The 24,686-nt window shown below is 70.3% G+C and carries 20 protein-coding genes; 13 read left to right on the top strand and 7 right to left on the bottom strand.

Annotation, left to right across the window (positions count from 1 at the left end):
- The first annotated feature begins 108 nt into the window (after positions 1-108).
- From ACX1D3_RS01280 to ACX1D3_RS01265, 4 genes are read left to right on the top strand one after another with little or no spacing between them, the layout of a single operon-like run.
- Complete coding sequence (locus ACX1D3_RS01280; protein WP_458995172.1) at positions 109-1,380, top strand: ABC transporter substrate-binding protein; 1,272 nt, start codon at positions 109-111, stop codon at positions 1,378-1,380.
- 32 nt (positions 1,381-1,412) lie between these two features.
- Positions 1,413-2,315 carry a carbohydrate ABC transporter permease gene (locus tag ACX1D3_RS01275; RefSeq protein WP_458995171.1) on the top strand — a complete coding sequence of 301 codons (903 nt, stop codon included), beginning with the start codon at positions 1,413-1,415 and terminating at the stop codon, positions 2,313-2,315.
- Positions 2,312-3,175 carry a carbohydrate ABC transporter permease gene (locus tag ACX1D3_RS01270; RefSeq protein ID WP_458995170.1) on the top strand — a complete coding sequence of 288 codons (864 nt, stop codon included), beginning with the start codon at positions 2,312-2,314 and terminating at the stop codon, positions 3,173-3,175. Before ACX1D3_RS01275 ends, ACX1D3_RS01270 begins: the two co-directional genes overlap by 4 nt.
- Positions 3,176-3,180: 5 nt before the next feature.
- Entirely contained in the window at positions 3,181-4,839 is a 1,659-nt protein-coding gene (locus tag ACX1D3_RS01265) for a hypothetical protein (RefSeq protein ID WP_458995169.1), read from the top strand.
- A 260-nt stretch (positions 4,840-5,099) separates the two neighbouring features.
- On the opposite strand, the gene ACX1D3_RS01260 is transcribed toward ACX1D3_RS01265, so the two are convergent.
- Both ACX1D3_RS01260 and ACX1D3_RS01255 read right to left on the bottom strand, forming a co-directional pair.
- The gene (locus ACX1D3_RS01260) at positions 5,100-6,203 is read right to left on the bottom strand and encodes a sugar kinase (RefSeq protein ID WP_458995168.1); all 1,104 of its coding nucleotides are present in this window, start codon (positions 6,201-6,203) and stop codon (positions 5,100-5,102) included.
- A gap of 1 nt (position 6,204) precedes the next feature.
- Positions 6,205-6,831: a bifunctional 4-hydroxy-2-oxoglutarate aldolase/2-dehydro-3-deoxy-phosphogluconate aldolase gene (locus ACX1D3_RS01255; RefSeq protein WP_458995167.1), complete on the bottom strand. Its 627-nt coding sequence runs from the start codon at positions 6,829-6,831 to the stop codon at positions 6,205-6,207.
- 128 nt (positions 6,832-6,959) lie between these two features.
- Here ACX1D3_RS01255 and ACX1D3_RS01250 point away from each other — a divergent pair, with 128 nt between their 5' ends.
- Positions 6,960-7,859, top strand: coding sequence for a DUF6807 domain-containing protein (locus tag ACX1D3_RS01250; protein ID WP_458995166.1), 900 nt, complete (start codon positions 6,960-6,962; stop codon positions 7,857-7,859).
- Entirely contained in the window at positions 7,856-8,956 is a 1,101-nt protein-coding gene (locus tag ACX1D3_RS01245) for a Gfo/Idh/MocA family protein (RefSeq protein ID WP_458995165.1), read from the top strand. Before ACX1D3_RS01250 ends, ACX1D3_RS01245 begins: the two co-directional genes overlap by 4 nt.
- Before the next feature lie 377 nt (positions 8,957-9,333).
- Here the strand turns inward: ACX1D3_RS01245 and ACX1D3_RS01240 are convergent, their stop codons facing one another.
- Positions 9,334-11,466: an FAD-binding protein gene (locus ACX1D3_RS01240; protein WP_458995164.1), complete on the bottom strand. Its 2,133-nt coding sequence runs from the start codon at positions 11,464-11,466 to the stop codon at positions 9,334-9,336.
- A 10-nt stretch (positions 11,467-11,476) separates the two neighbouring features.
- The gene (locus ACX1D3_RS01235; RefSeq protein ID WP_458995163.1) at positions 11,477-12,238 is read right to left on the bottom strand and encodes a 3-ketoacyl-ACP reductase; all 762 of its coding nucleotides are present in this window, start codon (positions 12,236-12,238) and stop codon (positions 11,477-11,479) included.
- A gap of 158 nt (positions 12,239-12,396) precedes the next feature.
- On the opposite strand from ACX1D3_RS01235, the gene ACX1D3_RS01230 reads away from it, so the two are divergent.
- Genes ACX1D3_RS01230 through ACX1D3_RS01220 form a run of 3 tightly spaced genes read left to right on the top strand, consistent with a single transcriptional unit; the run spans position 12,397 to position 15,508 of the window.
- Complete coding sequence (locus ACX1D3_RS01230) at positions 12,397-13,599, top strand: Gfo/Idh/MocA family protein (protein ID WP_458995162.1); 1,203 nt, start codon at positions 12,397-12,399, stop codon at positions 13,597-13,599.
- Between the two features lie 3 nt (positions 13,600-13,602).
- Positions 13,603-14,472: a sugar phosphate isomerase/epimerase family protein gene (locus tag ACX1D3_RS01225; RefSeq protein WP_458995161.1), complete on the top strand. Its 870-nt coding sequence runs from the start codon at positions 13,603-13,605 to the stop codon at positions 14,470-14,472.
- A 10-nt stretch (positions 14,473-14,482) separates the two neighbouring features.
- Positions 14,483-15,508 (top strand): LacI family DNA-binding transcriptional regulator, encoded by a 1,026-nt coding sequence (locus tag ACX1D3_RS01220; RefSeq protein WP_458995160.1) that lies wholly within the window; start codon positions 14,483-14,485, stop codon positions 15,506-15,508.
- Between the two features lie 967 nt (positions 15,509-16,475).
- Here the strand turns inward: ACX1D3_RS01220 and ACX1D3_RS01215 are convergent.
- Positions 16,476-17,912 carry an alpha-amylase gene (locus ACX1D3_RS01215; RefSeq protein WP_458995159.1) on the bottom strand — a complete coding sequence of 479 codons (1,437 nt, stop codon included), beginning with the start codon at positions 17,910-17,912 and terminating at the stop codon, positions 16,476-16,478.
- 66 nt (positions 17,913-17,978) lie between these two features.
- Here ACX1D3_RS01215 and ACX1D3_RS01210 point away from each other — a divergent pair, with 66 nt between their 5' ends.
- Positions 17,979-18,407 (top strand): hypothetical protein, encoded by a 429-nt coding sequence (locus ACX1D3_RS01210; RefSeq protein WP_458995158.1) that lies wholly within the window; start codon positions 17,979-17,981, stop codon positions 18,405-18,407.
- Between the two features lie 274 nt (positions 18,408-18,681).
- On the opposite strand, the gene ACX1D3_RS01205 is transcribed toward ACX1D3_RS01210, so the two are convergent.
- Both ACX1D3_RS01205 and ACX1D3_RS01200 read right to left on the bottom strand, forming a co-directional pair.
- Positions 18,682-19,758: a transaldolase family protein gene (locus ACX1D3_RS01205; RefSeq protein ID WP_458995157.1), complete on the bottom strand. Its 1,077-nt coding sequence runs from the start codon at positions 19,756-19,758 to the stop codon at positions 18,682-18,684.
- Positions 19,759-19,882: 124 nt separating this feature from the next.
- Positions 19,883-20,629 carry a GntR family transcriptional regulator gene (locus ACX1D3_RS01200; RefSeq protein ID WP_458995156.1) on the bottom strand — a complete coding sequence of 249 codons (747 nt, stop codon included), beginning with the start codon at positions 20,627-20,629 and terminating at the stop codon, positions 19,883-19,885.
- A gap of 285 nt (positions 20,630-20,914) precedes the next feature.
- On the opposite strand from ACX1D3_RS01200, the gene iolC reads away from it, so the two are divergent.
- Genes iolC through iolD form a run of 3 tightly spaced genes read left to right on the top strand, consistent with a single transcriptional unit; the run spans position 20,915 to position 24,682 of the window.
- On the top strand, positions 20,915-21,910 hold the full coding sequence (gene iolC, locus ACX1D3_RS01195) for a 5-dehydro-2-deoxygluconokinase (RefSeq protein WP_458995155.1): 996 nt from the start codon (positions 20,915-20,917) through the stop codon (positions 21,908-21,910).
- The gene (gene iolB, locus ACX1D3_RS01190; RefSeq protein ID WP_458995154.1) at positions 21,910-22,782 is read left to right on the top strand and encodes a 5-deoxy-glucuronate isomerase; all 873 of its coding nucleotides are present in this window, start codon (positions 21,910-21,912) and stop codon (positions 22,780-22,782) included. Before iolC ends, iolB begins: the two co-directional genes overlap by 1 nt.
- A gap of 19 nt (positions 22,783-22,801) precedes the next feature.
- Complete coding sequence (gene iolD / locus ACX1D3_RS01185) at positions 22,802-24,682, top strand: 3D-(3,5/4)-trihydroxycyclohexane-1,2-dione acylhydrolase (decyclizing) (protein ID WP_458995153.1); 1,881 nt, start codon at positions 22,802-22,804, stop codon at positions 24,680-24,682.
- The last annotated feature ends 4 nt before the right edge of the window (positions 24,683-24,686 follow it).

Here is a 24,686-nt window from a genome sequence, read left to right as displayed (position 1 = left end):
AAAACGCGTGACATTTGGGAAAGCGCTTGCTAACGTGAAGGAACCCGATCGCACGCTGACGTCTCGGGCGAGAGCCAAAGACGGCGTGTGACCACGAAAGGAGTTCCAGTGCTCAAGAAGCGCTTCACCCTCGGCGTCGCCATGGCGCTGCTGATGCCGCTGGCGGCCTGCGCCGGCGGAACCGATCCGGACACCAGCGGCGGGGCAGAGGCCCCCAGCGGTGAGCCGTTGCAGTTCTACCTCTCCGGCGACACCTCCCAGGGCGGCGGCTACGCCAAGCTCGCCGCCGAGTACACGGAGGAGACCGGCGTCGAGATCGAGGTCGTCGACCTCGCGTACGACGACCTCGCCGTCAAGGTCAAGAACGCGGCCCTCGCCAACGACCTTCCCGCCCTCGCCCGCATGCCATCGGTCGATCCCACATGGATCGACCAGCTCGCCGACCTCTCCGAGATCGGCGAGAAGAACGGCGTGATGATGGATCTGGCCAAGGTGACCGAGGACGGCGAGGCGCTCTCGCTGCCCAGCGACCTCACCGCCGTCGGCCTGTACCTCAACAAGACGCTCTGGGATGAGGCGGGCGAGACATGGCCCACCTCCGGCGACGACGTCTGGACCTGGGACGAGTACGTGGCCGCAGCCACGCGCGTCCAGGAGGCCACTGGCGCCAAGTACGGCATGGTCATGGACCGCTCCTCGCACCGCCTGAAGTCCTTCCTCTTCCAGTTCGGCTCCGAGCTCTGGCTGCCCAACGACGAGGGCGTCTACGAGACCAACGACGCCACCCAGCCGGCGATCGAGTACCTCAAGACCCTCAACGACGACAAGTTCATGCCCCGCTCCGTGTGGCTGAGCGCCGACGACCCGGCCGCGCTGTTCAAGTCCGGCCAGGTGGCGTCCTACTACTCCGGCTCGTGGCAGATCGCGTCCTTCGACGCCGAGATCACGGACTTCGAGTGGGTCTCGGTCCGCATGCCGGCCCAGCCGGTGCGCGCCACGATGTTCGGCAACGCGGCGGACATGGTGGTCTTCGAGGAGACCGGCCAGACCCAGGAGGCGCTCGACTTCGTCGACTGGCTCTACACCCCGGAGAACTACACCCGGCTGATGGAGTACTCCTCCATGCTGCCCGCCTCCGACGGCATCGAGCCCACCTACTCGGGCAACCAGGACGCCTTCGAGATCTACAACGAGGAGATCGCCGTCTCGCCTGATGCGGTGGGCATCGCGCTGGCCAACGACATCCGCAACGCGGTTGCCGGCAAGACCACGGAGGGTGACCCGATCCGCGACGAGACGGTCAAGTACTTGAACGACGAGGTCACGATCGACGAGGCCATGGCCAACATCTCCGAGCAGATGACCGACGCCCTGAGCTGACCGACCAACCGACCAAGGAGGCATCAGCGCCTATGAGCACGCCTGTGGAAAGCCGGAAGCGGCGGGGCAACCGCATCCCGCAACTGGCACCCCTGTCCTTCACCGTCATCACGATGGTCCTGTTCGTCCTGTTCTTCGTCATGCCCGGCGGCCTCGGCATCTACTACGCCTTCACCGACTACCGCGGTATCGGCGAGGCCGACTGGATCGGGCTGGAGAACTTCGTCGAACTGTTCCAGGACGAGGACTTCTACAGCGCGCTGTTCCGGACGCTGACCTACGCGGTCATCACGGTGCCGCTGGGCTTCGTCGTCTCCCTTCTGTCCGCGTGGCTGATCACCAGCCCGCGGACGAAGGGGGCCGGCGTGGCCCGCGTCATCTTCTTCCTCCCGTGGCTCGTCTCCCCGATCGTGGCGGGCGTCATCTGGCGCTGGCTGTTCGGCGAGAGCTTCGGGCTGGTCAACTACCTGCTCAGCCTGATCGGCGTCGCGCCGGTCTCGTGGCAGTCGAACGCCAACCTGTCGCTGTTCGTCGTGGTCATCGCAGGGATCTGGGGCGGCATGGCCTTCTCCATGCTCCTGTTCTCGGCAGCGCTGAAGAACATCCCCCAGTCCTATTACGAGGCTGCCAGCATCGACGGCGCCTCCACCGGGCAGCAATTCTGGAAGATCACCCTTCCCCTGCTCAAGCCCACCTCCTTCATGGTCATCCTGCTCAGCACGATCGGCTCGATGAAGGAGTTCGCACTGATCCAGGCCCTCAACGGCGGCGGACCGGGCACGCGGAACAACCTGATGGTCCAGTACATCTACTCGACCGGCTTCGAACGGGCCAAGATCGGCTACGCGAGCGCGGCGTCGGTCATCCTCATGCTGCTCCTGCTGGTCATCGCCGGCATCCAGATGCAGTTCGACAAGGGAGCTGAGTACGAATGAGCACGCCCACCACAGTCCGTCGCCGTCGCACCCGCGAGCCCGGCCACTGGATCCCGTCCGCGGTTCAGACCGCAGTCCTCTGGGGCATGGCCCTGCTGTTCATCGTGCCGCTGGCATGGTTCCTGCTCAGCTCCTTCAAGCCCGCCGGCGAGCTCTTCCGCTACCCCCTGACCGCCCTCCCCGAGGACTGGTCCGTTGCGGGCTATCAGACGGCCTGGTCGCGCTACGACTTCGCCCTGTACTTCCGCAACACCGCCGTGGTGGCCATCGTCACCACCGTGCTGACCGTCATCGTCAGCGCCATGACCGGCTTCGCGTTCGCCAAGTACAAGAACAAGTGGCTGAAGGTGTTCTTCATCTGCATCCTCGCCACCACGATGCTGCCCACCGAGGTCATCATGCCGTCGACGTTCATCGTCATCCGCGACCTCGGCCTCTACAACCAGCTCCCCGGCGTGATCATCCCGTCGATCATCACCGCCACCGGCATCTTCATGTTCCGCCAGTACTACCGCAGCGTGCCCGACGAACTGCTCGAGGCCGCCCGCATCGACGGCGCCAGCGAGATGCGGATCTTCTGGTCGATGATGCTGCCCCTGGCCAAGCCCATCGCGTTCACGCTGGCCATCTTCTCCTTCCACTGGCGCTGGAACGACTTCATCTGGCCGTTGCTCGTGCTCAACGACCCGAACCTCTACACGCTCCAGGTGGCGCTGCGCTCCATCGTCGGCGCCGAGAACATCGACTGGTCGGTGCTGCTGTCCGCCTCGGTGATCTCGATCATCCCGATGGGGTTCGTGTTCATCCTGTTCCAGAAGTACATCCTCAACGCCGATCTCAACAGCGGGCTCAAGGGGTGACGACGGTGGGTGCCCTGCGGCGACGGGTCATCGGTTCGCTCCACGACACCTGGAGCGGGCCGGACGTGAGGACTGGCGCCGAGGCGCCGCACCGCAGCCTCCAGCACGTGGCCGAGGCGGCCTGCTACTGGATGCTGCTGGAGGGACGCGTCGACGACGCCGCAACCACGGTGGCTCTCACGGCCCTCGACTCGCTGGCGCGCCAGCAGGACGAGAGCACGGGGCTGTTCGTCGTCGGCGACAACGTGCTCTCCCCGCCCGACACGAGCTTCAGCATCAACGGCCTGGCGCGGCTGGCGCTGGTCCTGCGCGCCGCGGACGCCATGGGTGACCCGTGGGAGGAGGTGCGCCGACGGGTGGAGGGAATCGTCTCCTCGGTCGCCGGGGCGCTCAGGGTCGGGGGAGTGCACACGCCGAACCACCGCTGGGAGATCGCGTCGGCGCTCGCCCGCTCGGGCGCCCTGCTGGGCGACGCGTCGCTCACGAGCCGCGCACAGCAGTGGCTCGCCGAGGGCGTCGACGTGCAGAGCGACGGCCTCTACTCCGAGCGCAGCCCCAACTACGCGGCCTACGTCAGCAACCCCAGCCTCACCGTGCTGGCCTCGCTGCTGGGCCGGGCGGACCTCCTCGACGTGGTGCACCGCAACCTGCACACGCACGCGCTCCTCACCTCCGACGACGGGTCCGTGCTCACCCTCCAGTCCCGCCGCCAGGATCAGGGGCGCGGGTTCTCCGTCGCGCCCTTCGAGTTCGGCTACCTCACCACCGCAGGCGCCTTCGGGTGCCGGCTCTGCGCGTCCATGGCGGAGCGCTGCGCCGCGGCCGGAGGCGGAGACCCGGTGGAGATCGCCGCCGGGCTACTGGACGGCTCCGTCGTCGAGCCGGCGCTTTCCGCGGAGGCGCACCGCCAGAGCGGCTGGCACGACCTGGCAGCCAGCGAACTGGCGCTGTTCGTCGGTGAGGACGAGGAACTGGTGGTCCGGGCGGCCTCTGACGTGGCGGCCGTTGGCAGGGTCTGTTCGGGCGTCAACCACGAGCCCGCCTTCGCCGCCTACCGGCGCGGCGGGGTGCGTGTGACGGGGATGCGGCTGTCGCGCGCGTTCTTCGGCCTCGGTCCCTTCCGCGCGGACGCCATCGTGCGCGACGGAGGCACCGTCACGCTCCGGGAGAGTGTCGCGGCGGCCTACTACCAGCCGCTCGACCCCGGGCGCCGGAACCCCGCCGGCGAGTACGGCCTCGGCTTCGAGGGCCGCTTCGCCGCCAGGATGTCCTTCGACGAACGGGGCCGCGACACCGTCGCGCTCGCGACCACGGTCACCGTCGAGCGCCTCGACGACGGGATCCGCGTGAGGGTCGACACCGACGGCCCGGCGGTGCCGATGTGTCTGGAGCTCGCGCTGGGGGCAGCCCCGGCAGACGTCACCGGGGCCGATCCGGGGGACGAGCCGGACCTCTGGGTGGCCAGGGGGCCCGTCCGGATCACCACGGCCGACGGCGAGGCATGGGCCGTCGAACCGACGGGTGCCGCCCTCAGCGCAGCGGCCTTCTACGAGCCCGGCGAAGCCGTCCGCTACGCGGGTGGATCGGACGCATTGACCGGACCGAGGCTGGCCGTCGCCTGGCGCTCCGGCACCCCGCTGGAGCTGCGCCTCCTCGCAGCCTGAGGAGAGCCCACCCCCCACCGCTGCCCGAGGTCCGACCCCGCTGGCTGAGGTGTGAGGAGCGAAGCGACGAGCCTCGTCCTCAGAAACGTTCCTTGTCAGCTCGCGTTTGTTAGGCTTCGAGGCCGCTTCGCGGCACCTCAGCCAGCGGGGGGAAGGCCGCTTCGCGGGGTCTCAGCCAGCGGGGGAAGGCCGCTTCGCGGGACCTCAGCCAGCGGGGGGAAGCCGCTTCGCGGGACCTCAGCCCACAGGGAGGGGGCCCGCTACCGATCCACCCGGGCGTTACCGCCGCCGGCGAGCTTGAGCACCTCCGCGGTGGTCACCATCGAGGTGTCGCCCGGAGTGGTCATGGCGAGCGCGCCGTGGGCCGCGCCGTACTCGACGCAGGTGGAGAGCGGCTCTCCGGTGAGCAGGCCGTAGATCAGGCCGGAGGCGAAGGAGTCCCCACCGCCCACCCGGTCGAGGATCTCGAGGCCCTCGCGGTGGGTGGCCTGCACCAGGCCGGTGTCGGCTGACCAGGCCACGGCGCCCCAGTCGTTGATGGAGGCCGAGCGGACGGTGCGCAGGGTGGTGGCGATGACGGACATGTTCGGGTACGCCTGCGCGACCTGCTCGATCATGGCCCTGAAGCCCTCGATGGGCAGCTCCGCGAGGTGCTCGTCGACCCCCTCGACCTCGAAGCCGAGGGCCGCGGTGAAGTCCTCCTCGTTGCCGATCATCACGTCGACATACCTGGCCAGCTCCCGGTTGACCTCCTGTGCGCGGGCCTGACCGCCGATCGTCTGCCACAGGCTGGGGCGGTAGTTCAGGTCGTAGGAGACGGCCGTGCCGTGCTTCTTGGCCGCCTTCACCGCCGCCAGGGCCGTCGCGGCGGACTGCTCGGAGAGGGCGGCGTAGATGCCGCCGGTGTGCAGCCAGCGGACCCCGGCCTCGCCGAACAGGCGGTCGAAGTCGATCTCGTCGGGGCGCAGCTGCGAGATCGCGGTGTGGCCCCGGTCTGAGACCCCCTTCGCGCCGCGCACGCCGAAGCCGCGTTCGGTGAAGTTCAGGCCGTTGCGGACAGTCCGGCCGACGCCGTCGCTCTTCGCCCACCTGATCCAGCGGGTGTCGACGCCGCCGGCCAGGATGAAGCCCTCGACGAGGTGGCCCACCTCGTCGTCGACGAGCGCGGTGACCGCGGCCGTCGGCAGGCCGAAGACGCGAGAGAGGCCGCGGACGACGTTGTATTCGCCGCCGCCCTCCCACGCGTCGAAGGAGCGGGCGGTGCGGATGCGCAGGTTCCCCGGGTCGAGGCGCAGCATGACCTCGCCGAGCGAGACCGCTTGGTAGCGGCACTCGTCGGCGGGACGAAGGGTGAGGGTGCCCATGTCAGGCCTCCGTTGCGAATGAGGCGACGGCGGCGGAGGCCTCGGCGCAGAGTGTGCGGACGGTGTCCATGTCGCCGGCGTCGACGGCGGCGGCCGGAACCATCCAGGAGCCGCCGACCGCGGCGACGTTGGGGAGCGTCAGGTAGGTCTCGAGGTTGGCCGCGGAGACGCCGCCGGTCGGGATGAACCGCACCTGCGGGAAGGGCGCCCCGAGCGCCTTGAGCGCGGCGGCCCCGCCGTAGATGTTGGCGGGGAAGAACTTGAGGGTGGTCAGGCCGAGGTCGAGGGCGGCCATGATCTCCGACGGCGTGACCGCCCCGGGGAAGACCGGGAGGCCGTGGTGCTGGGCGCGCTGGACGACGGCGGCGCTGAACCCGGGGGAGACGATGAACCGGGCGCCTGCGTCGACGGCCTGGTCCACCTGGGCGACGCTCAGCACGGTGCCCGCGCCGACGAGCAGCGCGGGATTGGCGGACATCCGCCGGATCGCCTCGGGCGCCGCTTCGGTGCGGAAGGTCACCTCGGCGATCGGGATGCCGCCTGCCACCAGCGCCTCGCCCAGCGCCGCAGCGCGCTCGGCCTGGTTGATGACCACCACCGGGATGATCCGATTGTCGGCCACGTGCATGAGCCCTCCTTTGGGTTCATCGGGATGAAGACGAAGTTAGGATAGCGCTTTCCCAACAATTCCTCTAGTGTGTTGTCGTGCCTGCCCGCTGAGGCGGGCGCCCCGCCCATCCTCACCGTGGAGGTCCCATGAAGTTCGACACCGGGCCAGGTCGGCTCCTGCTGGTCGACGGCGATGTCACCGTCGCCGAGTACGTCCACGAGCCGACGGAGGCGCAGCTCGAGTCGCCGCGTCCCTACGCGATTCTCCGGACGCGCGCCGGCGCAGACGTCACCGCCTACCGTCCCGACGACCACGTCTGGCACAAGGGGCTCTCGCTGGCGCTGCCCGTGGTGGGCCCCCACAACTTCTGGGGAGGGCCCACCTACGTGCACGGGAGCGGGTACGTGCAGCTGCCCAACAACGGGGCGCAGGTGCACCGATCCTTCGAGGTGGGGGCGCGCGACGACTGGGCCGAACTCCTGGAGCGGCTGGACTGGGTGGCCGAGGACGGCTCGCTCGTGCTGACCGAGGAGCGTCAGCTCACCGCCGGCCCGGTCGACGACGACACCTGGGCGCTCACCTGGCACAGCGCCCTGACCAACGTCTCGGGCGAGGCGCTGGGCTTCGGCTCGCCCACGTCGAAGGGCCGGGAGAATGCGGGCTACTGCGGCATCTTCTGGCGCGGTCCCGTCAGCTTCACCGGCGGCGAGATCCAGGGGCCGTCGGGGGCCGTCGGCGACGCGGCGCGCGGTGGGGCCGGCCCGTGGCTGGCCTTCGTGGCCCCAGACCGCTCCGCCGGCGTCCTCATGCTCGACGGTGCCGAGGAGCCCAACCCGTGGTTCGCCCGCAGCGAGGAGTACGCGGGCCTCAACCCCGCGCCGTTCTTCTTCACCGAGACGCGGCTGCCTCCGGGCGAGACGCTGATCCTGTCCGCGGCGGTCGTCGTCGGCACCTCCGACGTGGCCGTCCATGCCTCTGGCGTGGGCGCCGATCTCGTCGCCGAGCTCCGGGCGATCGGCACTCCTGGATCCAGGGCATCCGCATGACTCAGACCCTTCGCTGCGCCATTGTCGGCACCGGCGCCGTCGCCCACTTCCATGCCCGCGCGGTCGAGGCCCACCCGCACGCCGAGCTCGTCGCGGTCACCAACCAGACCCGCTCCAAGGGCGACGCCTTCGCCGCGCAGTGGGGGAGCCCGGCCGTCTACGACACGCTCGACGAGCTGCTCGCCGCCGAGCACCCCGACGTTGTGCTCATCTGCACCCCGCCGGGAGTGCATCGCGCCCAGACGCTCGCGTCGTTCGCCGCGGGTGCGCACGTGGTGGTGGAGAAGCCGCCGGCCCCGTCGCTCGACGAGCTCGACGACATGCGCGCGGCCGCCGCGGCGGCTGGAAAGGAGCTGGCCGTCGTGTTCCAGCAGCGCACCGGCACCGCGGCCGCGCACGTCCGCCGGCTGCTCGATGACGGCGCGCTGGGGCGCCCGCTCATCGCCGTCTGCCAGACGCTGTGGTTCCGCGACGAGGCCTACTTCGCCGTGCCGTGGCGCGGGAAGTGGGAGACCGAGGGCGGCGGAACCACGCTCGGCCACGGCATCCACCAGCTGGACCTCCTGGGCTTCCTCCTGGGGGACTGGGCCAGCGTGCAGGGCCGCCTGTGGCGCCTCGACCGCGAGACCCAGACCGAGGACGCGTCGACCGCCACCATCACGTTCACGAACGGCACCGTGGCGCAGGTGGTCACCAGCGCGGTCTCCCCGCGCCAGGTCAGCGCGGTCCGTATCGACACGCAGAAGGCGACGGTCACCGTCGAGCACCTCTACGGCCATGGGCACGAGAACTGGCAGATCACGCCGGCCCCCGGGTTCGAGGACGAGGCGGCGGCGTGGGCGTTCCCCGAGCACGAGGAGCGCAGCGACCACGCTCCGCTGCTCCGCGACGTCTTCGACGCGCTGCTGTCCGGGCGGCCGCTGCCGCCTACGGCGGATGCGCCCGCCCGCTCCATCGAGATGGTGGCGGCGATCTACGCGTCCGCCGCGGCCGACGGTGCCGTCATCACCCCGGCAGACCTGGCTGACCACGCGACCCACCGCCACGGGTTCGCGAGCCCCGTGGCCGACATGCGCGGTGTCGCGGAGCGGCTGTAACCGCTGGCTGAGGTGCCGCGCAGCGGCCCTTCCCCCGACGCTGGTTGAGCCGGGCCGCGAGGAGCGAAGCGATGCGCGCCCGTGTCGAAACCGACGTGAGGTCACCGTGGACCTGGGCCAGGTCCACGAACCGGCTACCGGAGGCTTCGACGCGGTCGGTGGCGCTTCGCGCCCGACCGGCTCACCCAGCGGAACAAGGCGAGACGGGCCTCCCCCCGCTGGCTGAGGTGCCGCGCAGCGGCCTCGAAGCCTAAGAAACGCAGGCTGACAAGGAACGTTTCTTAGGCTTCGAGGCTCGTCGCTGCGCTCCTCGCGCCTCAGCCCGCAGAAGGGGCTCGTCGCTGCGCTCCTCGCACCTCGGCCCGCAGGTGGGAGAGTCAAGAAGTGCGCGACGGCACCCCGTGGTCGGTGCGGAAGCTGCGCCAGACGTTCTCGAAGAAGTCGTCGTCGCTGGGGATGGGGCGCACGTCGCGCCACGCGAACTCAGGCACGCCGTCGCCGGTCCAGTCCACCTCCTGCGTCACGCCGTCGAGCGCGCCCGCGTCGAGCACGAACCGGAACTCCTCGGGCAGGCCGAGGTCCTGGTCGGGCCAGGGGAGGTCGCCGGCCGGGTCGGTGTAGAGCACCGAGCCGCGGGAGTTCCCGCCGTGGTCCAGGTAGTCCCGCATGGCGTGCAGGTACACGTACTGGCTGGTGAGGATGTCGTGGATGAGGAACAGGCGGTTGACGCTGCGCCTCGACGACTCGTCGACCACCATGAGCTCCTCGTACCTCGCGAGCCACCCGGTGACCCGCTCCAGCGCCTCCAGCACGGACGCCCGGGAGCGCACCAGGCCGGCGTTGCGGCTCATCAGCTCGGTGACCTCGGTGATCAGGCTGCCCGTGTTGTCCTCGGCGCCTGCGCGGAAGCGGTCGACGGCGTCGGCCAGCAGCCGCGACGCCCGCCCCAGGGCCGTGCCGGCCACCTCGTCGAAACCGCCGACGGCGCCATCCGGGGGCTGGGCCCGGTGCGCCGCGATGTACTGGGCCGCGCGCGTGGCGCCCACCTGGCCGGAGTTGAGCGCCGCCCCGCCAGGCCGGTAGACGCCGTGGGCGCCCGCGGCCTCGCCGACGGGGAACAGCCCGTCGATGGCGGAGGAGTGCCACCAGTCGTCGACGGCGATGCCGCCGTTGTTGTGCTGCGCGCACACCGCGATCTCCAGCATGTCGGTCTCCAGGTCGACGCCCGGGTTCCGGCCCAGGTAGAACTGGTAGGACGGCTCGTTCATGTACCGGAGCCGCTGGATCGGGGTCGTGCCCGGGAGGTCGGCGACGCCGGCCCGCTCCAGGTAGACGCGTGCCTGCTCGTCGAGCCGCGCCGGGTCGAGCGTGCCCACCGGGTTGCTGCGGAAGTCCAGGAAGACGCGTCGTCCGCGCATGGCGGTCTCGCGGTAGACCAGGAGGTCGATGAGGCTGGAGCCGTCGCGGGCCTTGCGGATGTCGAACGGCCACTGATAGCCCTTGAGGAACACGAGGCTGGCCAGCAGGTTGGGGTCGGCGATCACGTCGGAGAGGAACTCGCGCTCGTCGCCGCCGTCGGCGTCCGTGGACACGAACCTGGGCACCACTTGCATGTAGGTGCCGGACACGTTCCAGCGCGGCTTGATCGAGGCCAGGCCGAACTGCCACTCGGTGAGGTTGTGGCCGCGGGCGCCGTTGCGCAGCGCCGCCCCCGCGCCGCCCCACTGGCCGTGGGGGAAGACCGAGTCGGCGTACATGCCCGCCGGGCCGCCGGTGGCCTGGATGACGTTGGTGGCGCGGACCACGAGGAACCGCGAGGTCTCCCTCGCGAGCTGCTGGGCCAGGGTGCCACCGGGCTCCGGCGCGGGCACCTCGCCCCGGTTGGTCTCGACCGTCTCCTCCTCCAGGGCGGCGTTGCGGCTGGCCCCGACGTCGGTGCGCAGGAACAGGGCCCCGCGGATCTCGCCGTCCTCGGCCAGCAGGTCGACGAGCCGGCAGTTGCCGATCACCGGGATGCCGAGCGTGCGGATGCGCGCCTCGAGGGATTCAACCATGGACTTGCTGGTGAACGGCCCCACGGACGTGGCGCGCTGACGCGGGTCGTGGTCCGTCTTGTACCCCACGAACTCGCCGGAGTGGTTGGCCGGGAAGGGGACCCCTGCCTCGATGAGGTGGAAGAAGCAGCGCGCGCTGAGCGCCGCCTCGGCCAGCGCGTTGTCGCCGTCCATGGACCCGCCGCTGAACAGCGTCTCCGCCATGGAGCGCACCGAGTCGGGCTCCCCGCCGGAGAGGGTCAGTTTGTAGTAGGTCTGCTTGTCGGAGCCGGCGTTGCGCGAGGCCCCCGCGCGGATCTTGTCGGCCACCATCACCACGTCCGGGGCGCCGAAGCCGGCCAGCCGCTCGGCGGCGCAGTACCCGGCCGAGCCGGTGCCGATCACCAGGCTGGTGGTGGTGATGACGGGCACGAGCTCGTCGCCGAGGCTGAGGTGTGTCAGGTGGGGAGCGGTCACGGCAGGTCCTTCAGAGTCGGGGGAGGTGCATGCCGCCGTCGACGTGGATGACGTCTCCGGTGCTGTAGGGCATGGCGCCGGAGGCGAGGGCGGCGACGGCGCCACCCACGTCGGAGGGCTGCCCCCAGCGGGGCATAGGGGAGATCCCCTGGGCGAAGAGGGCGTCGTAGCGCTCCTTGACGCCGGCGGTCATGTCCGTGGCGATCACGCCCGGCCGGACCTCGTAGGCGAGGATGCCTTCGGGCGCGAGCCTGGCCGCCCACAGCCGGGTGGCCATCGAGACGCCCGCCTTGGACAGGCAGTACTCGCCGCGGTTGACCGACACGGTTGTGGCGGAGATCGACGACACGTTGACGACGACGCCTCGGACCGCCGAGTCGGGGGCCTCCTGCTGCAGCATCTGCCGGGCGACGGCCTGGGTGAGGAAGTAGGGCCCGCGCAGGTTGATCCCCATCACCCGGTCGTAGCTCTCGGGCGTGGCGTCCAGCAGGTCGCGGCGCTCCTCCGGGGCTACGCCGGCGTTGTTGACGAGCACGTCGATGCGGCCGAAGCGGGCGACGATCTCGGCCACCAGGCCTGCGTGGGTGGCGACGTCGTCGACGCGACCCTGGAAGTAGGCCGCGCGGTCCGGCCCTCCGAGCTGGTCGATCAGCCCCTCGGGCTCGGGGCGGGTGGCGACCACCGCCACGCGGAAGTCCTGACTGATGAGGGCCTGCGAGATACCGAGGCCGATGCCCCTGCTGCCTCCCGTGACCACGGCGACACGATTCATGACCGCCATTGTTCACTGATCCACGACGCTTGGCAAGCGTTTTCCCAGTTCCCGTGGGGAATTTGCGGCGGGCCTCTTGCGGGAGGGGCGGGTGGCGTGTCAGGATGGAGGAAAGCGTTTACCCAACGACGTCCAAACGCAAGAGATAGGAACCGAGAGTGACGACGACTTTTGAGCCTCTGCCTGCCCAAACGGTGCAGGGATCCTCCTCCGTTCGCGAGATCGGCATCATCATGAACGGGGTGTCCGGCCGCATGGGCTACCGGCAGCACCTCGTGCGGTCGATCCTCGCCATCCGGGATCAGGGCGGCATCGAGCTGCCGGACGGCTCCCGCGTCACCGTCCGCCCCCTGCTCGTCGGCCGCAGCGAGTCGAAGCTCGCCGAGCTGGCCGCCAGGCACGGCATCGAGGACTACACCACCGACCTGGACGCCGCGCTCGCGGATCCGCGGTGGGAGATCTACTCGGACTTCCTCGTCACCAAGGCCCGCGCCACCGCCCTGCGGAAGGCCATCGCCGCCGGCAAGACCATCTACACCGAGAAGCCCACGGCCGAGACCGCCGAGGAGGCCTTCGAGCTGGCCAGGCTGGCCGAGGCCGCGGGCGTGAAGACCGGGGTGGTGCACGACAAGCTGTACCTGCCCGGCCTGCAGAAGCTCAAGCTCCTCATCGACTCCGGCTTCTTCGGCCGCATCCTGTCCGTGCGCGGCGAGTTCGGGTATTGGGTGTTCGAGGGCGACTGGCAGCCCGCGCAGCGCCCCAGCTGGAACTACCGGGCCGAGGACGGCGGCGGCATCATCGTCGACATGTTCCCGCACTGGAACTACGTGCTGGAGAACCTCTTCGGCGGGGTGAAGAGCGTCTACACGCAGGCGTCGATCCACATCCCGGACCGCTGGGACGAGAACGACGAGCACTACACGGCCACCGCCGAGGACGCGGCCTACGGCGTGTTCGAGCTCGAGGGCGGCGTGGTCGCGCAGATCAACTCCAGCTGGACCGTCCGGGTCAACCGCGACGAGCTGGTGGAGTTCCACGTCGACGGCACCCACGGCTCCGCCGTCGTCGGCCTCTTCGGCGCCAAGATCCAGCACCGCAACGCCACGCCGAAGCCCGTGTGGAACCCGGACCTGGCCGACGAGCACGACTACGCGGCGGACTGGGCAGAGGTGCCCACCAACCAGGTCTTCGCCAACGGGTTCCGGCAGCAGTGGGAGGAGTTCCTCACCAGCTACGTCGAGGGCACCCGCTACCCGTTCGACCTGCTGGCCGGCGCCCGCGGCGTGCAGCTCGCGGAGGCGGCGCTGCGCTCCAGCCGCGAGGGCTGCAAGGTGGTCCTCGACGATTCGCCGCTGGGCTGAGCCGTGACCGCCGCGCACCCCCGCCTGTCGATCAACCAGGCCACCATCAAGCACGCCACCCTGAGCGACGCGCTCACCGTCACCGCCGCCTCGGGCATGCGGTCCATCGGGCTGTGGCGGGAGCCGGTCGCCGACGTGGGCCTGGCCGTCGCGGCGTCGATGCTCGCCGACTCCGGCCTGCGCATGTCCTCCTACTGCCGGGCGGGGTTCTTCACCTCCATGGCAGGGCCGGAGAGGCGCGCGTCCCTGGACGACAACCGTCGCGCCATCGAGGAGACGGCCGCGCTGGCCGCGGCCGGGGCGGAGGGGTCGCGGCCGGTGCTGGTGCTGGTCGCCGGCGGGTTGCCGGAGGGGTCGAAGGACCTGATCGGGGCCAGGGGGAGGGTGCGCGAGGCGCTTGAGGAGTTGGCGCCGGAGGCGGCGGCGGCAGGCGTGACGCTGGCCGTCGAGCCGTTGCACCCGATGTACGCGGCGGACCGCGCCGTCGTCTCAACCCTGGGGCAGGCGCTGGATCTGGTGTCGGGGTTGGACCCGCGGGCTGCCGGGGTGACGGTGGACACGTTCCACATCTGGTGGGACCCGGAGGTCCTGCCCCAGATCGAGCGGGCTGGCCGTGAGGGCCGGATCGCCGCCTACCAGGTGTGCGACTGGCGGGCGCCGCTGGAGGCGGACGTGCTGTTGTCGCGGCATCAGCCCGGCGACGGCGTGATCGACTTCGAGACGCTGACTAGGGCCGTCGAGGCAACCGGCTACGACGGCGACGTCGAGGTGGAGATCTTCAACGCGGCCATCTGGGCAACGGACTTCGAGGTGGTGGCCAGGGAGACCGTCGACGCGTTCGACCGCTGGGTCGCGCCCCACCTACAGCCCTAGACTCATGCAGGTGAGCCCACAGCAGCGCCGCTACGGCACAGCCACCCTCGTCGACGTCGCCCAGGAGGCGGGAGTGTCGCTGGCCACGGCGTCGCGCGTGCTGAACGGGTCCACCCGCAAGGTCGCTGAGCCCTACCGGGAGCGGGTCCGCGCCGCCGCAGACAAGCTCGGATACACCGTCAACGTGTCCGCCCAGGCCGTGGCGAGCGGGGCCTCGGCCCTGATCGCCCTGCTTGTGGCAGACATCGCCGACCCGTACTTCGCCCAGGTCGCGGCGGGGGTGGCGCGCGCGGCGGACGAGGCAGGATTCCTCGTCACCATCGCGACGACGGGCCGCGACCCCCAGAAGGAGGCCGCGCTGCTGCGCGTGCTCAGAGGCCAGAGGCCGCGGGGCGTCATCCTGGCGGCGTCACGGACTGCGGTCCCCTTCGAGCCGGTTCAGATGGAGGTGGACGCCATCCACGGCATGGGCGGCCGCGTGATCGCGCTCGGCCCCGGGGCGGCGGAGCTCCGATCGGTTGTGATCGACAACTGGGGCGGCGCGAGGCAGCTCGGCGTGGCGCTGGCGGCCCGCGGATATCGGCGCGCCGTCGTGCTGGCCGCGCCGCGCGGGATGATCACCACGGACCAGCGCCAGGCCGGCTTCACCGACGGCTTCACCGCCGGTGGAGGGCGGATCGAGCGCGTCCACCGGGCGCCGTTCACCCGCGAGGGCGGCGCCGAGGCGATGCGCGAGGCGTTGGCGGCGGGCATCGAACCGGGGACGCTGGTGTTTGCGCTGAGTGACGCTGTCGCGCTGGGTGCGGTGCACGAGCTGCGTGAGGAGGGGCGTCAGCTGGGTGCGGACGTGGCGGTCGCGGGCTTCGACGACATCCCCTCCTCCAGCGACGTCACCCCGCAGCTCACCTCGGTCCACATCCCGCTCGAGGAGGTGGGATACCAGGCGGTCCGGGCGGCCATCGACGCCGACTGGACCCCCTCGCCCCTTCCACTCAGGGTCCACCTCCGAGACAGCACCCCGCCGCTGAACGCCTGACCGCCTTTGGGCACCTTCCAAAACTTGCCTGGATCTGCGCCCGGTGCCGGTAGCCCTGACATGAGGGAGTTGTCCCGCTGAGTGAGCCGGGCCAAGCCGCGCAGCGGCGCAGCCCGTGTCGAAGCCTCGGGCGCACGGTGCGGAGAGCCCTGACACGAGGCATTCCCGCTGGGTGAGCCGGGCCAAGCCGCGCAGCGGCGCAGCCCGTGTCGAAGCCTCTGGCGCACGGTGCGGAGAGCCTTGACACGAGGCCCGTGCGGCCCTTGACCGCACCCTGCTCTTTGACCCGGCTTGGTCGGTGGCTGGGTAGTTGAGGCCGCTCGGGCCTCATCTCACGTCTCCCCGCACTTGTCTGTCCGTGGCGTGGTCGGGTCCGGGCGGGTGCCGGCAGGGCGGCCCTGGCTCGGGTCTGCTCAGGCGGGACGCCAGCCTGGCGACCGTCGGGTTGGGCATCCCTGCGCGCAGCCGCCCTGCCGTCCCCCACCCTCGTACACACCTCACGACCCCATCGGCCCTTCGTTGCCGTGACCCCCGCTCCGCTGGCTGACTTGGAGGAACGCGCCTTCGTACGCCACAAGGGCCGCCTGCGGCCCCTGACACTGAGGTGCGAGTACGAGGCGACCGCCCTCCCGCTGGCTGAGGTGCGAGGAGCGCAGCGACGAGCCTCGAAGCCTAAGAAACGTTCCTTGTCAGCTCACGTTTCTTAGGCTTCGAGGCCGCTTCGCGGCACCTCAGCCAGCGGTGGGGGCGGGTGTCGTCGCACTCCGACACCCGCAGACGGTGTGTCGGCGACACGCAGATCCCATGGCCACCACCGGGCACTTCTCGTGACCGTGACAGGGCAGGTTTCAAGTCCGCCTCCGGGCAGAAACCAGTGGCTCTTGACAACGGTGAGGGAGCAGTCGGGCGGCGCGGAGGTGGGCGGTGAGGGATCAGATCCGGCGGCGCGGAGGTTGACGGGGAGGGATCAACCGGCAGCGCGGAGGTTGACGTGCAGCGCCACCGCGCCCATCGCGGGCATCGCGACGGTCACCTTTCCGTCCGCCACGACGAAGGTGCCCTCCTCGCAGCGATCCTCGGTCCCCGGGGCTGCGGGTGAGGATGCCGCGTCGCAGTAGGCGCCGTCGGGCAGGTTGGTGGTGAGGGTGGCGGTGACCGGGGTGCTCGTGTCGTTGACGGCGATGAGCCCGCGGTCCCCGCGGTCGAACGCCACGGCGTAACCCTCCTTCCACAGGTTCTCCACCGGCGCGTCCCCCACCACCGCGACCCACTCCGCCAACCCCGCGACCTCGCGATGCTGGCACAGCCACGCCCCGTCGGCCGGCTCCTCCGACGGCTCGGCGCACGCCACGTCGTCGACCCGGCCGTCGGTCTGGGGCGCGCCGGCGTCGCGGTCCGAGAACCCGTAGCCCGAGTACACGACGGGGGTGCCGTAGTCGATGCCCAACAACAACGCCGTGGCCACGCGGAACTGGTCCCCGTCCTTGGAAGTGAGGGTCTGCCCGTTGCGCTCGGTGTCGTGATTGGTGATGAAGGTGAACGCCTGCTCGGACGGGACCTCCCCGTCGCGCAGCTCCAACGCGCGGGCGACGGCGCCGCCCGGGACCACGCCCGAGATGTCCTTGGCCACCTGGAAGGCGAACACGGCCCCCGCGTCGAGGTAGTCCTCGGGCTGGATGGGCTCGCCCCCGCCGCGGATGACCTCCGAGATGATGAGCGGCTCGCCGTCGAGCCTGCCGACGATGGCCTCCACATCGGTGGCGGACATGTGCTTGGCCGCGTCGATCCTGAACCCGGACACGCCCAGGGCGGTGAGGTCGTTGAGGTAGGCCGCGATGGTGTCGCGGACCTTCTCGCTGCCGGTGTCCAGGTCGGCGAGGTTGACCAGCTCGCACTCCTGGACCTGCTGCTGGTCCGAGTAGTTCTCGATGTCCCCCGAGGCGGTCATGGGGCAGTCGTGGAAGTCCTCCTCCGCGTAGAGGCCGGGATAGTCGTAGTGCGTGAAGTCCGTCCCCGCGACACCCGTGCCGCCGTCGATGCCGGCCATGTGGTTGATGACCGCGTCCGCGATGACGTCCACCCCCGCCTCGTTGCAGGCGGTGACCATCTGCGCGAACTCCTCGCGGGTGCCCAGCTTGGACTCGAGCTGGTAGCTCACCGGCTGGTAGGAGGTCCACCAGGCCTCTCCCTCGATGTGCTCCTGCGCGGGGGAGAGCAGAACGAAGCCGAACTGGTGCGGGCCGAGTACCTCGGTGCACTCCTGGGCCACGGACCGCCACGGCCACTGGAACAGCTGGACGCCGACGGTGGGGGTGGTCTCGACGGCGGGCTCGGGCGTCGCGGCGCAGGCCCCGAGGGCCGACGAACCGAGGAGGAGGACCAGGGTGAGGAGGCGTCGTCGCATGTCGGCCAGCGTAGGCGCTCGCGGCGATCGGGCGTCCGGTTCGGGCCTCGAACCTAGACTGGCCGCATGAGCAAGTTCGGCATGATCATCAAGACCACCGGCGCGGCGATCGCGACGACCGTCACGCTGGTCTCCGCGCTGCGGGAGAATCCGCAGATCGCCAGGAGCCTGGATGACCTGGTGGGGAAGCTGAAGTCCGCCACGGATGCCAACAACCCCAAGATCCGCTTCGACGCGAAGATGGCGGCCATCGACACCGCTGCGGACGCCGTCGAGTTGGCATTCCCGGAGGCGACGGAGCCCGCCGGGTGGCACCGGCACGCCCAGGCGCTGCGCGTCCGCGGCGAGCTGGTGTGGGGGGCGAACTCCGGCGGCAGCAGGCGGAAGGCGATGAAGTCGTTGAACGCGGAGACGGCCGAGCTGCTGGAGCAGATCAACGCGAGGCTGTCGTCGCTGCAGAAGCAGCTCCCCGCCGACGACCCCCGCGCCAGCTGACTCGCGTGCCGCCACACCGATCCGGGTGGTCGGCTGTTGGGGGCCGGCTGGCCGCCTGACGGGTTTGAGCCAATGGATGGGTTCGCGGGACGGGCCGCGCTCAGTGTGAGCGCGGCCCTCCTCGCGAACCCATCCATTGGCTCAAACCCCACCCGGCCCGGGGCACCCGGGGCACGGAGGCGCACCCAGGCACACGCAGGCCCCGGTCCGTCAGGAGCGGACCGGGGCCTGCGGGGCTGGGATCGCGGGGTCTGGCCCGGATCGAGGGAATGGATCAGGCGGGGGCGATGAGGAAGTCGCGGACCAGGGCGTCGAGGTCGCAGTCGGCGCCGAGGAACTGACGCAGCGTCTTGCGGGTGGGCCCGAAGTTCTCGAACTCCTCGATGCTCAGTCCGTCCTCCTCGTAGGCGCGGTTGAAGTCCTCGATGCGCTGCAGCGACGCGATGATCTTCGGGTCCACGGGCACGTCGATGCGGCTCTCGGCCACGTAGTCCGAGTTGTTGATGCGCTTGGCCCACTTGAACGGCGGGGAGACGACGAGGTCGCCGCCGACGAGCTCGCTGTACTGCAGCACGTTGCGGAACGCGGCCGACAGCACGCGGGAACGGAAGCCGCGCTCCTGGAAGATCTGGTAGGCCTTCTTGATGGCCGCGACACCCGCCCACTCCATGTGGCCGGGATCGATGAACAGCTGGGTGCGCTCGGCCTCGGACTTCATCCAGTCGTCGAGGCGGCCCACCATGAGGGTGACCACGGGCCACATGTCCTCGATGGACTTGCCCTCCGCCACGCGGCGCTGGAGGCCGCGCTCGATGGCCTCGCCGGAGCGGACCACCTGGGCGACGGTGAACGACACGGTCACGTTCATGACGACGCCGCGGTAGGTGGCCTCCTCGATGGCCTCGAGGCCCACCTTGGTGGCGGGGATCTTCACGATGATGTTCGGGGCGAGGTTGTGGAACTCCTCGGCCTGATCGGCCAGGGCCTTGGCATCGCGGTGGTGACGCGGGTCCGTCTGGACCGACAGGCGCCCGTTGCGGCCCTTGGTCTCCTCGAAGATCGGCAGCAGCAGCTCGGCGGCCTCCACCGACATGTCCTTGATGGCCTGCCAGCCGATCTCCGACTCGCCCCAGGTGGGGTTGGCGGCGGCGATGGCCTGGATCCGGGGGCCCCAGATGTCCTTGTGCTGCTTGATGGTGGTGTACCCGATGACGGGGTTGCAGGTGGCGCCCACGCCGCCGTACGAGATCGACTGGCGCAGCTCATCCAGGTCTGCCGAGTCGTTCCACAGGGCGGTAGGAGTGGTCCGGGCCGCGGTCAGGAGCGGTCCGTCGGTGTACTCGATGGTCATTGCCATTTCCTTCTTGAACGGTGGTGCGGTCTCGACGATGAGGCCTGACACCAATTGGACACCCATTTAGTTTGTCCTGTCAAGAATATGTCAGAACAAATCTTCCGGCAAGTTGGAGGGAAGGTCAGGCGAGGACCGTCTGGTCGTAGGAGTACATCGACGCCCGGTAGACGTGCATCCCGAACTCGACGGCGCGGTGCTGGTCGTCGTAGGCGGTGCGCTGCATGGTCAGCAGGGCGGCGCCGGTGGGCTCGTTGAGCAGGCGCCCCTCGTCGGCGGTGGCCAGGCGGGCGCTGATCTGCTGGAACCCGACCGCCACCTTGATGCCGCGCTCCCTCAGCCGCCCGTAGAGGCCGCCCGACTCGAGCTCGTCCCTGGTGGGGGCGATCCCTGCCGGCAGCCAGTTGCTCATGATCGCGAGCGGCTCGTCGCGGAGCATCCTCAGGCGACGCATCCGGACCACCTGCGACCCCACGGGGATGTTCAGCGCCGCCGCGACACCGGGCGCCGCATCCTCGACCTCCCACTCGAGCACCGTGGTGCGGGGGTCCACCCCCGACTTCTCGAGGTCGTCGTTGAGGGAGCTGAGCGCCATGGGCCGGTGCACGCGCGTGGGCGTCACCTGCGTGCCGGCGCCCCGCCGTCGGACGATGAGCCCCCGGTTGGTGAGGGTCTCCATGGCGCGCCGGGCGGTCGGCCGCGACACCTTCAGCCTCTCCGCCATCGAGACCTCGTCCTCGAGGCGGGTCCCGGGCTCGATGGCCCCGTCCTCGATGAGCTTGGCGAGCGGCTCGGCGATCTGGGCGTGCAGCGGTGTGGAGCTGGTGCGGTCGATCGCGATCTGCGCGATATAAGGGGAGCTGTGTGGCATGTCGTCTTCTCACGTCGTTGTGTGTGCATTGTATGGGCAATGTGAGCCCGCGGCTAGGCCTTTGTCAGGAGTTTTCGGACCGTAGCGCGGTAGCGCCGGCAGCGAGGCAAGGTGCCTGGCGGCCAGATCGACGATTTGATCGTTCAAGCCCGTGCCGTCCGCCCACCTTTAGCCCCACCCCTCTTGCCCCGGCGCGACCATGATCACGGCTTTCACGGTTTGTCTTGACAAATGCCGCGACCCGATTACGATGGAGGGGACCACCTCGAAGAAGCGGGAACACGCATGGGACTTTTCGGCACGCGCACCGTCGATGTGCTGACCATGGGTCGCATCGGCGTGGACATCTACCCCCACCAGCATGGGGTCGGCCTGGAGGACGTCACGTCCTTCGGCAAGTTCCTGGGCGGCAGCGCCACCAACGTGGCCGTGGCCGCCGCTCGCCTCCGTCGGTCCGCCGCCGTGGTCACGGCCGTGGGCGACGACCCCTTCGGCCGGTTCTGCCGGGCCGAGATGGGGCGCCTGGGCGTGTTCGACGACTACGTCAAGGTCGACGGCGACCTCAACACCCCGGTCACCTTCTGCGAGATCTTCCCGCCGGACAACTTCCCCCTCTACTTCTACCGCCGGCCCACGGCTCCGGACCTGCGGCTGCGCACCGAGGACCTGCCCATCGACGCGATCGTGCAGGCCCGGGTCTTCTGGGTCACGACGACGGGGCTGAGCCGCGAGCCCAGCCGGGCCACGCACCTGGCCGCGCTCAAGGCGCGGGGGAGGCGCCCGTTCACCATCCTCGACCTCGACTACCGCGAGCAGTTCTGGTCCTCCCCAGAGGCCGCCCGCGAGGCCATCGCCGAGGTGCTGCCCTACGTCGACATCGTCGTGGGCAACGCGGCCGAGTGCCAGGTCGCCGTCGGGGAGTCGGACCCGGAGCGCGCCGCCGAGGCGCTGCTGGAGGGCGGCGTGGACGTCGCGGTGGTCAAGCGCGGCGAGGACGGCGTGCTCGCCATGGACGCGGACCGCGTCATCGAGGTGGACGGCACCCCCGTCGAGGTGGTCAACGGCCTCGGCGCTGGGGACGCGTTCGGCGGCGCGCTGTGCTTCGGCCTCATCAAGGAGTGGCCGCTGGTGGACACCCTCGTGGCCGCCTCCGCCGCCGGCGCCCTCGTCGCCACCCGCCTCGAATGCTCGACGGCGATGCCCAGCGAGCCCGAACTCCTCGCGGCCGTGCGCCGCAACCCCGTCGCCACCAAGACCCGCCACCGCGTCAAGGAGAACTGATGCACACCCATGTCCTGCCCGCCGGCACCAGCGGCCGCGCCCCGCTCGCCGTCGACGTGAGCCCCGAGTCGGCCAACTGGACCTACTCCGGCCTGAAGATCGCGGTCCTGGGGGCGGGGGAGTCCTACGCCCTGGCCACCGGTGAGTCCGAGTGCCTGGTGCTGCCGCTGGAGGGCGCCGCCACGGTGGCCGTGGGCGGTGCCACGTTCGAGCTCAAGGGCCGCTCCACGATCTTCGGCGAGGTCACCGACTATCTCTACCTCCCCCGCGGGGCGGAGGCCACCATCACCTCCGTCGACGGCGGCCGCTACGCGCTGCCCAGCGCGGTGGCAGGCGAGACCCTCGAGCCCCGCTACTGCCCGGCCGACGAGGTGGTCGTCGGGCTCCGCGGCGCCGGCGTCATGTCGCGGCAGGTGACCAACTACGCGCTCAACAACACGCTCCACACCGACCGCCTGCTCGTCTGCGAGGTGATCACCCCCGGCGGCAACTGGTCCAGCTACCCGCCGCACAAGCACGACGAGACCACGGAGAACGAGCGCGAGCTCGAGGAGATCTACTACTTCGAGATCAAGGCCGACGAGCACGGCCCGGGCATGGCCTTCCACTCCACGTACGGCACGCCCGAGCGCCCCATCGACGTCGCCCTGCGCGTCGGCACCGGCGACACCGCCCTGGTCCCGCACGGCTGGCACGGGCCCTGCGTCGCGGCGCCCGGCTACGACCTGTACTACCTCAACGTCATGGCCGGCCCCGGCGGATCCGAGTGGCTGTCCGTGGACGACCCCTGCTACGGCTGGCTCCGCCAGACCTGGGACGACACAGACGTCGATCCCCGCCTTCCTTACGCACCCAACCGGCTCGACGCCTGAGAAAGCGAGTTCCCCTCACATGACCACCATCCGCCTTTCGGTCGCGCAGGCAATCGTCCGGTACCTGGCGCACCAGTACACCGAGCGCGACGGCGTGGAGCAGCGCTTCATCCCCGGCATGTTCGGCATCTTCGGGCACGGCAACGTCGCCGGCATCGGGCAGGCGTTGCTGCAGCACGAGGTCGACCCGGCCTTCGACGAGCCCTTCGACTACTGGATGGGCCGCAACGAGCAGGGCATGGTCCACGTGGCCGCCGCCTTCGCCAAGCAGCGCGACCGCCTGCAGACGCTGGCCGTCACCTCTTCGATCGGCCCCGGCGCCCTCAACATGGTCACCGGCGCCGCCCTGGCCACCACCAACCGCGTGCCGGTCATCCTGTTCCCCTCCGACATCTTCGCCAACCGGATGCCGGATCCGGTGCTGCAGCAGGTCGAGGACCCCACCAACCCCGACGTGAGCGCCAACGACGTGTTCCGGCCGGTGTCGAAGTTCTGGGACCGCGTCAACCGCCCCGAGCAGCTGATGGTCTCCCTGCCCCGCGCCATGCGCGTGCTGACGGACCCGGCAGACACGGGCGCCGCCGTCGTGTGCATGCCTGAGGACGTGCAGGCCGAGGTCTACGACTGGCCCGAGGAGTTCTTCGCCAAGAAGGTCTGGCACGTGGACCGGCGAGTGCCGGACCGTGCCGCCCTGGCGCGCGCCGTCGAGGCCGTCCGCGCCGCCAAGCGCCCCCTCATCATCTCTGGTGGCGGCACCATCTACTCCGGTGCCACCGAGGAGCTCCGCGCCTTCGCGACCGCCACCGGCATCCCCGTGGCGGACACGCAGGCCGGCAAGGGCGGCATCAACTGGGACCACGAGTGCGCCGTCGGCGGCGTGGGCTCCACTGGGGCGGGCTCGGCCAACGCTCTGGCCGTCGAGGCGGACCTCATCATCGGGATCGGCACCCGCTACTCGGACTTCACCACCGGATCCCAGACCCAGTTCAAGAACCCGGACGTGAAGTTCCTCAACATCAACGTGGGCTCCTTCGACGCCGCCAAGCAGGGCGCCCAGATGCTCGTGGCCGACGCCCGCGAGGCGCTCACTGCGCTCACCGAGGCGCTCGAGGGCCACCGGGTCGACGCCGCCTACACCGAGCGCATCGCGCAGGAGCGCGCGGCCTGGGCCGAGGCCACCGACACCTGCTACCACCTGGGCCACGGCCCGCTGCCGGCCCAGACCGAGGTGTTCGGCGCCCTCAACGAGATGATGGGCGACGACGACATCGTCATCAACGCCGCCGGCTCCATGCCCGGCGACCTGCAGGCTCTCTGGCGCGCCCGCACCCCGGGGCAGTACCACGTGGAGTACGCCTTCTCGACGATGGGCTACGAGATCCCCGCCGCGCTCGGCTGCAAGATGGCCTCCCCGGACTCCGAGGTGGTGGCCATCGTAGGCGACGGCACCTACCAGATGCTGCCGATGGAGATCGCCACCATCGTCCAGGAGCGGGCCAAGGTGATCTTCGTGCTGCTGCAGAACTACGGCTACGCCTCCATCGGCGGGCTGTCGGAGTCCCGCGGCTCGCAGCGGTTCGGCACCAAGTACCGCATGCGCTCGGCCGACGGCGGCCGCAGCGACGAGCTCATCCCCGTCGACATCGCCGCCAACGCCAGGTCCTGGGGCATCGACGTCATCGAGGTCTCGACCATCGCCGACTTCCGCGAGGCCTACGCCACCGCCGTCGCCTCCGACACGGCCACCATGATCCACATCGAGACCGACCTGTACGGGCCCAACCCGCCCGCCACCGGCTGGTGGGACGTCCCGGTGACGGCCGCCTCCACGCTCGAATCCACCCAGAAGGCCTACGAGGAGTACGCGGAGGCCGTCAAGGCCCAGCGCCGCTTCTTCTGAGCCC

This window comes from Tessaracoccus yangjingae, from assembly GCF_054483935.1.
This window is presented reverse-complemented; position numbering and strand designations above follow the sequence as displayed.

Coding starts and splice junctions, on each gene's coding strand:
- ACX1D3_RS01205 (WP_458995157.1), bottom strand. CDS start 19,758: ATGACCATCGAGTACACCGACGGACCGCTCCTGACCGCGGCCCGGACC.
- ACX1D3_RS01210 (WP_458995158.1), top strand. CDS start 17,979: ATGAGCAAGTTCGGCATGATCATCAAGACCACCGGCGCGGCGATCGCG.
- ACX1D3_RS01255 (WP_458995167.1), bottom strand. CDS start 6,831: ATGCACGTGGCCGACAATCGGATCATCCCGGTGGTGGTCATCAACCAG.
- ACX1D3_RS01235 (WP_458995163.1), bottom strand. CDS start 12,238: ATGAATCGTGTCGCCGTGGTCACGGGAGGCAGCAGGGGCATCGGCCTC.
- ACX1D3_RS01270 (WP_458995170.1), top strand. CDS start 2,312: ATGAGCACGCCCACCACAGTCCGTCGCCGTCGCACCCGCGAGCCCGGC.
- ACX1D3_RS01260 (WP_458995168.1), bottom strand. CDS start 6,203: ATGGGCACCCTCACCCTTCGTCCCGCCGACGAGTGCCGCTACCAAGCG.
- iolB (WP_458995154.1), top strand. CDS start 21,910: ATGCACACCCATGTCCTGCCCGCCGGCACCAGCGGCCGCGCCCCGCTC.
- ACX1D3_RS01250 (WP_458995166.1), top strand. CDS start 6,960: ATGAAGTTCGACACCGGGCCAGGTCGGCTCCTGCTGGTCGACGGCGAT.
- ACX1D3_RS01200 (WP_458995156.1), bottom strand. CDS start 20,629: ATGCCACACAGCTCCCCTTATATCGCGCAGATCGCGATCGACCGCACC.
- iolC (WP_458995155.1), top strand. CDS start 20,915: ATGGGACTTTTCGGCACGCGCACCGTCGATGTGCTGACCATGGGTCGC.
- ACX1D3_RS01275 (WP_458995171.1), top strand. CDS start 1,413: ATGAGCACGCCTGTGGAAAGCCGGAAGCGGCGGGGCAACCGCATCCCG.
- ACX1D3_RS01245 (WP_458995165.1), top strand. CDS start 7,856: ATGACTCAGACCCTTCGCTGCGCCATTGTCGGCACCGGCGCCGTCGCC.
- iolD (WP_458995153.1), top strand. CDS start 22,802: ATGACCACCATCCGCCTTTCGGTCGCGCAGGCAATCGTCCGGTACCTG.
- ACX1D3_RS01215 (WP_458995159.1), bottom strand. CDS start 17,912: ATGCGACGACGCCTCCTCACCCTGGTCCTCCTCCTCGGTTCGTCGGCC.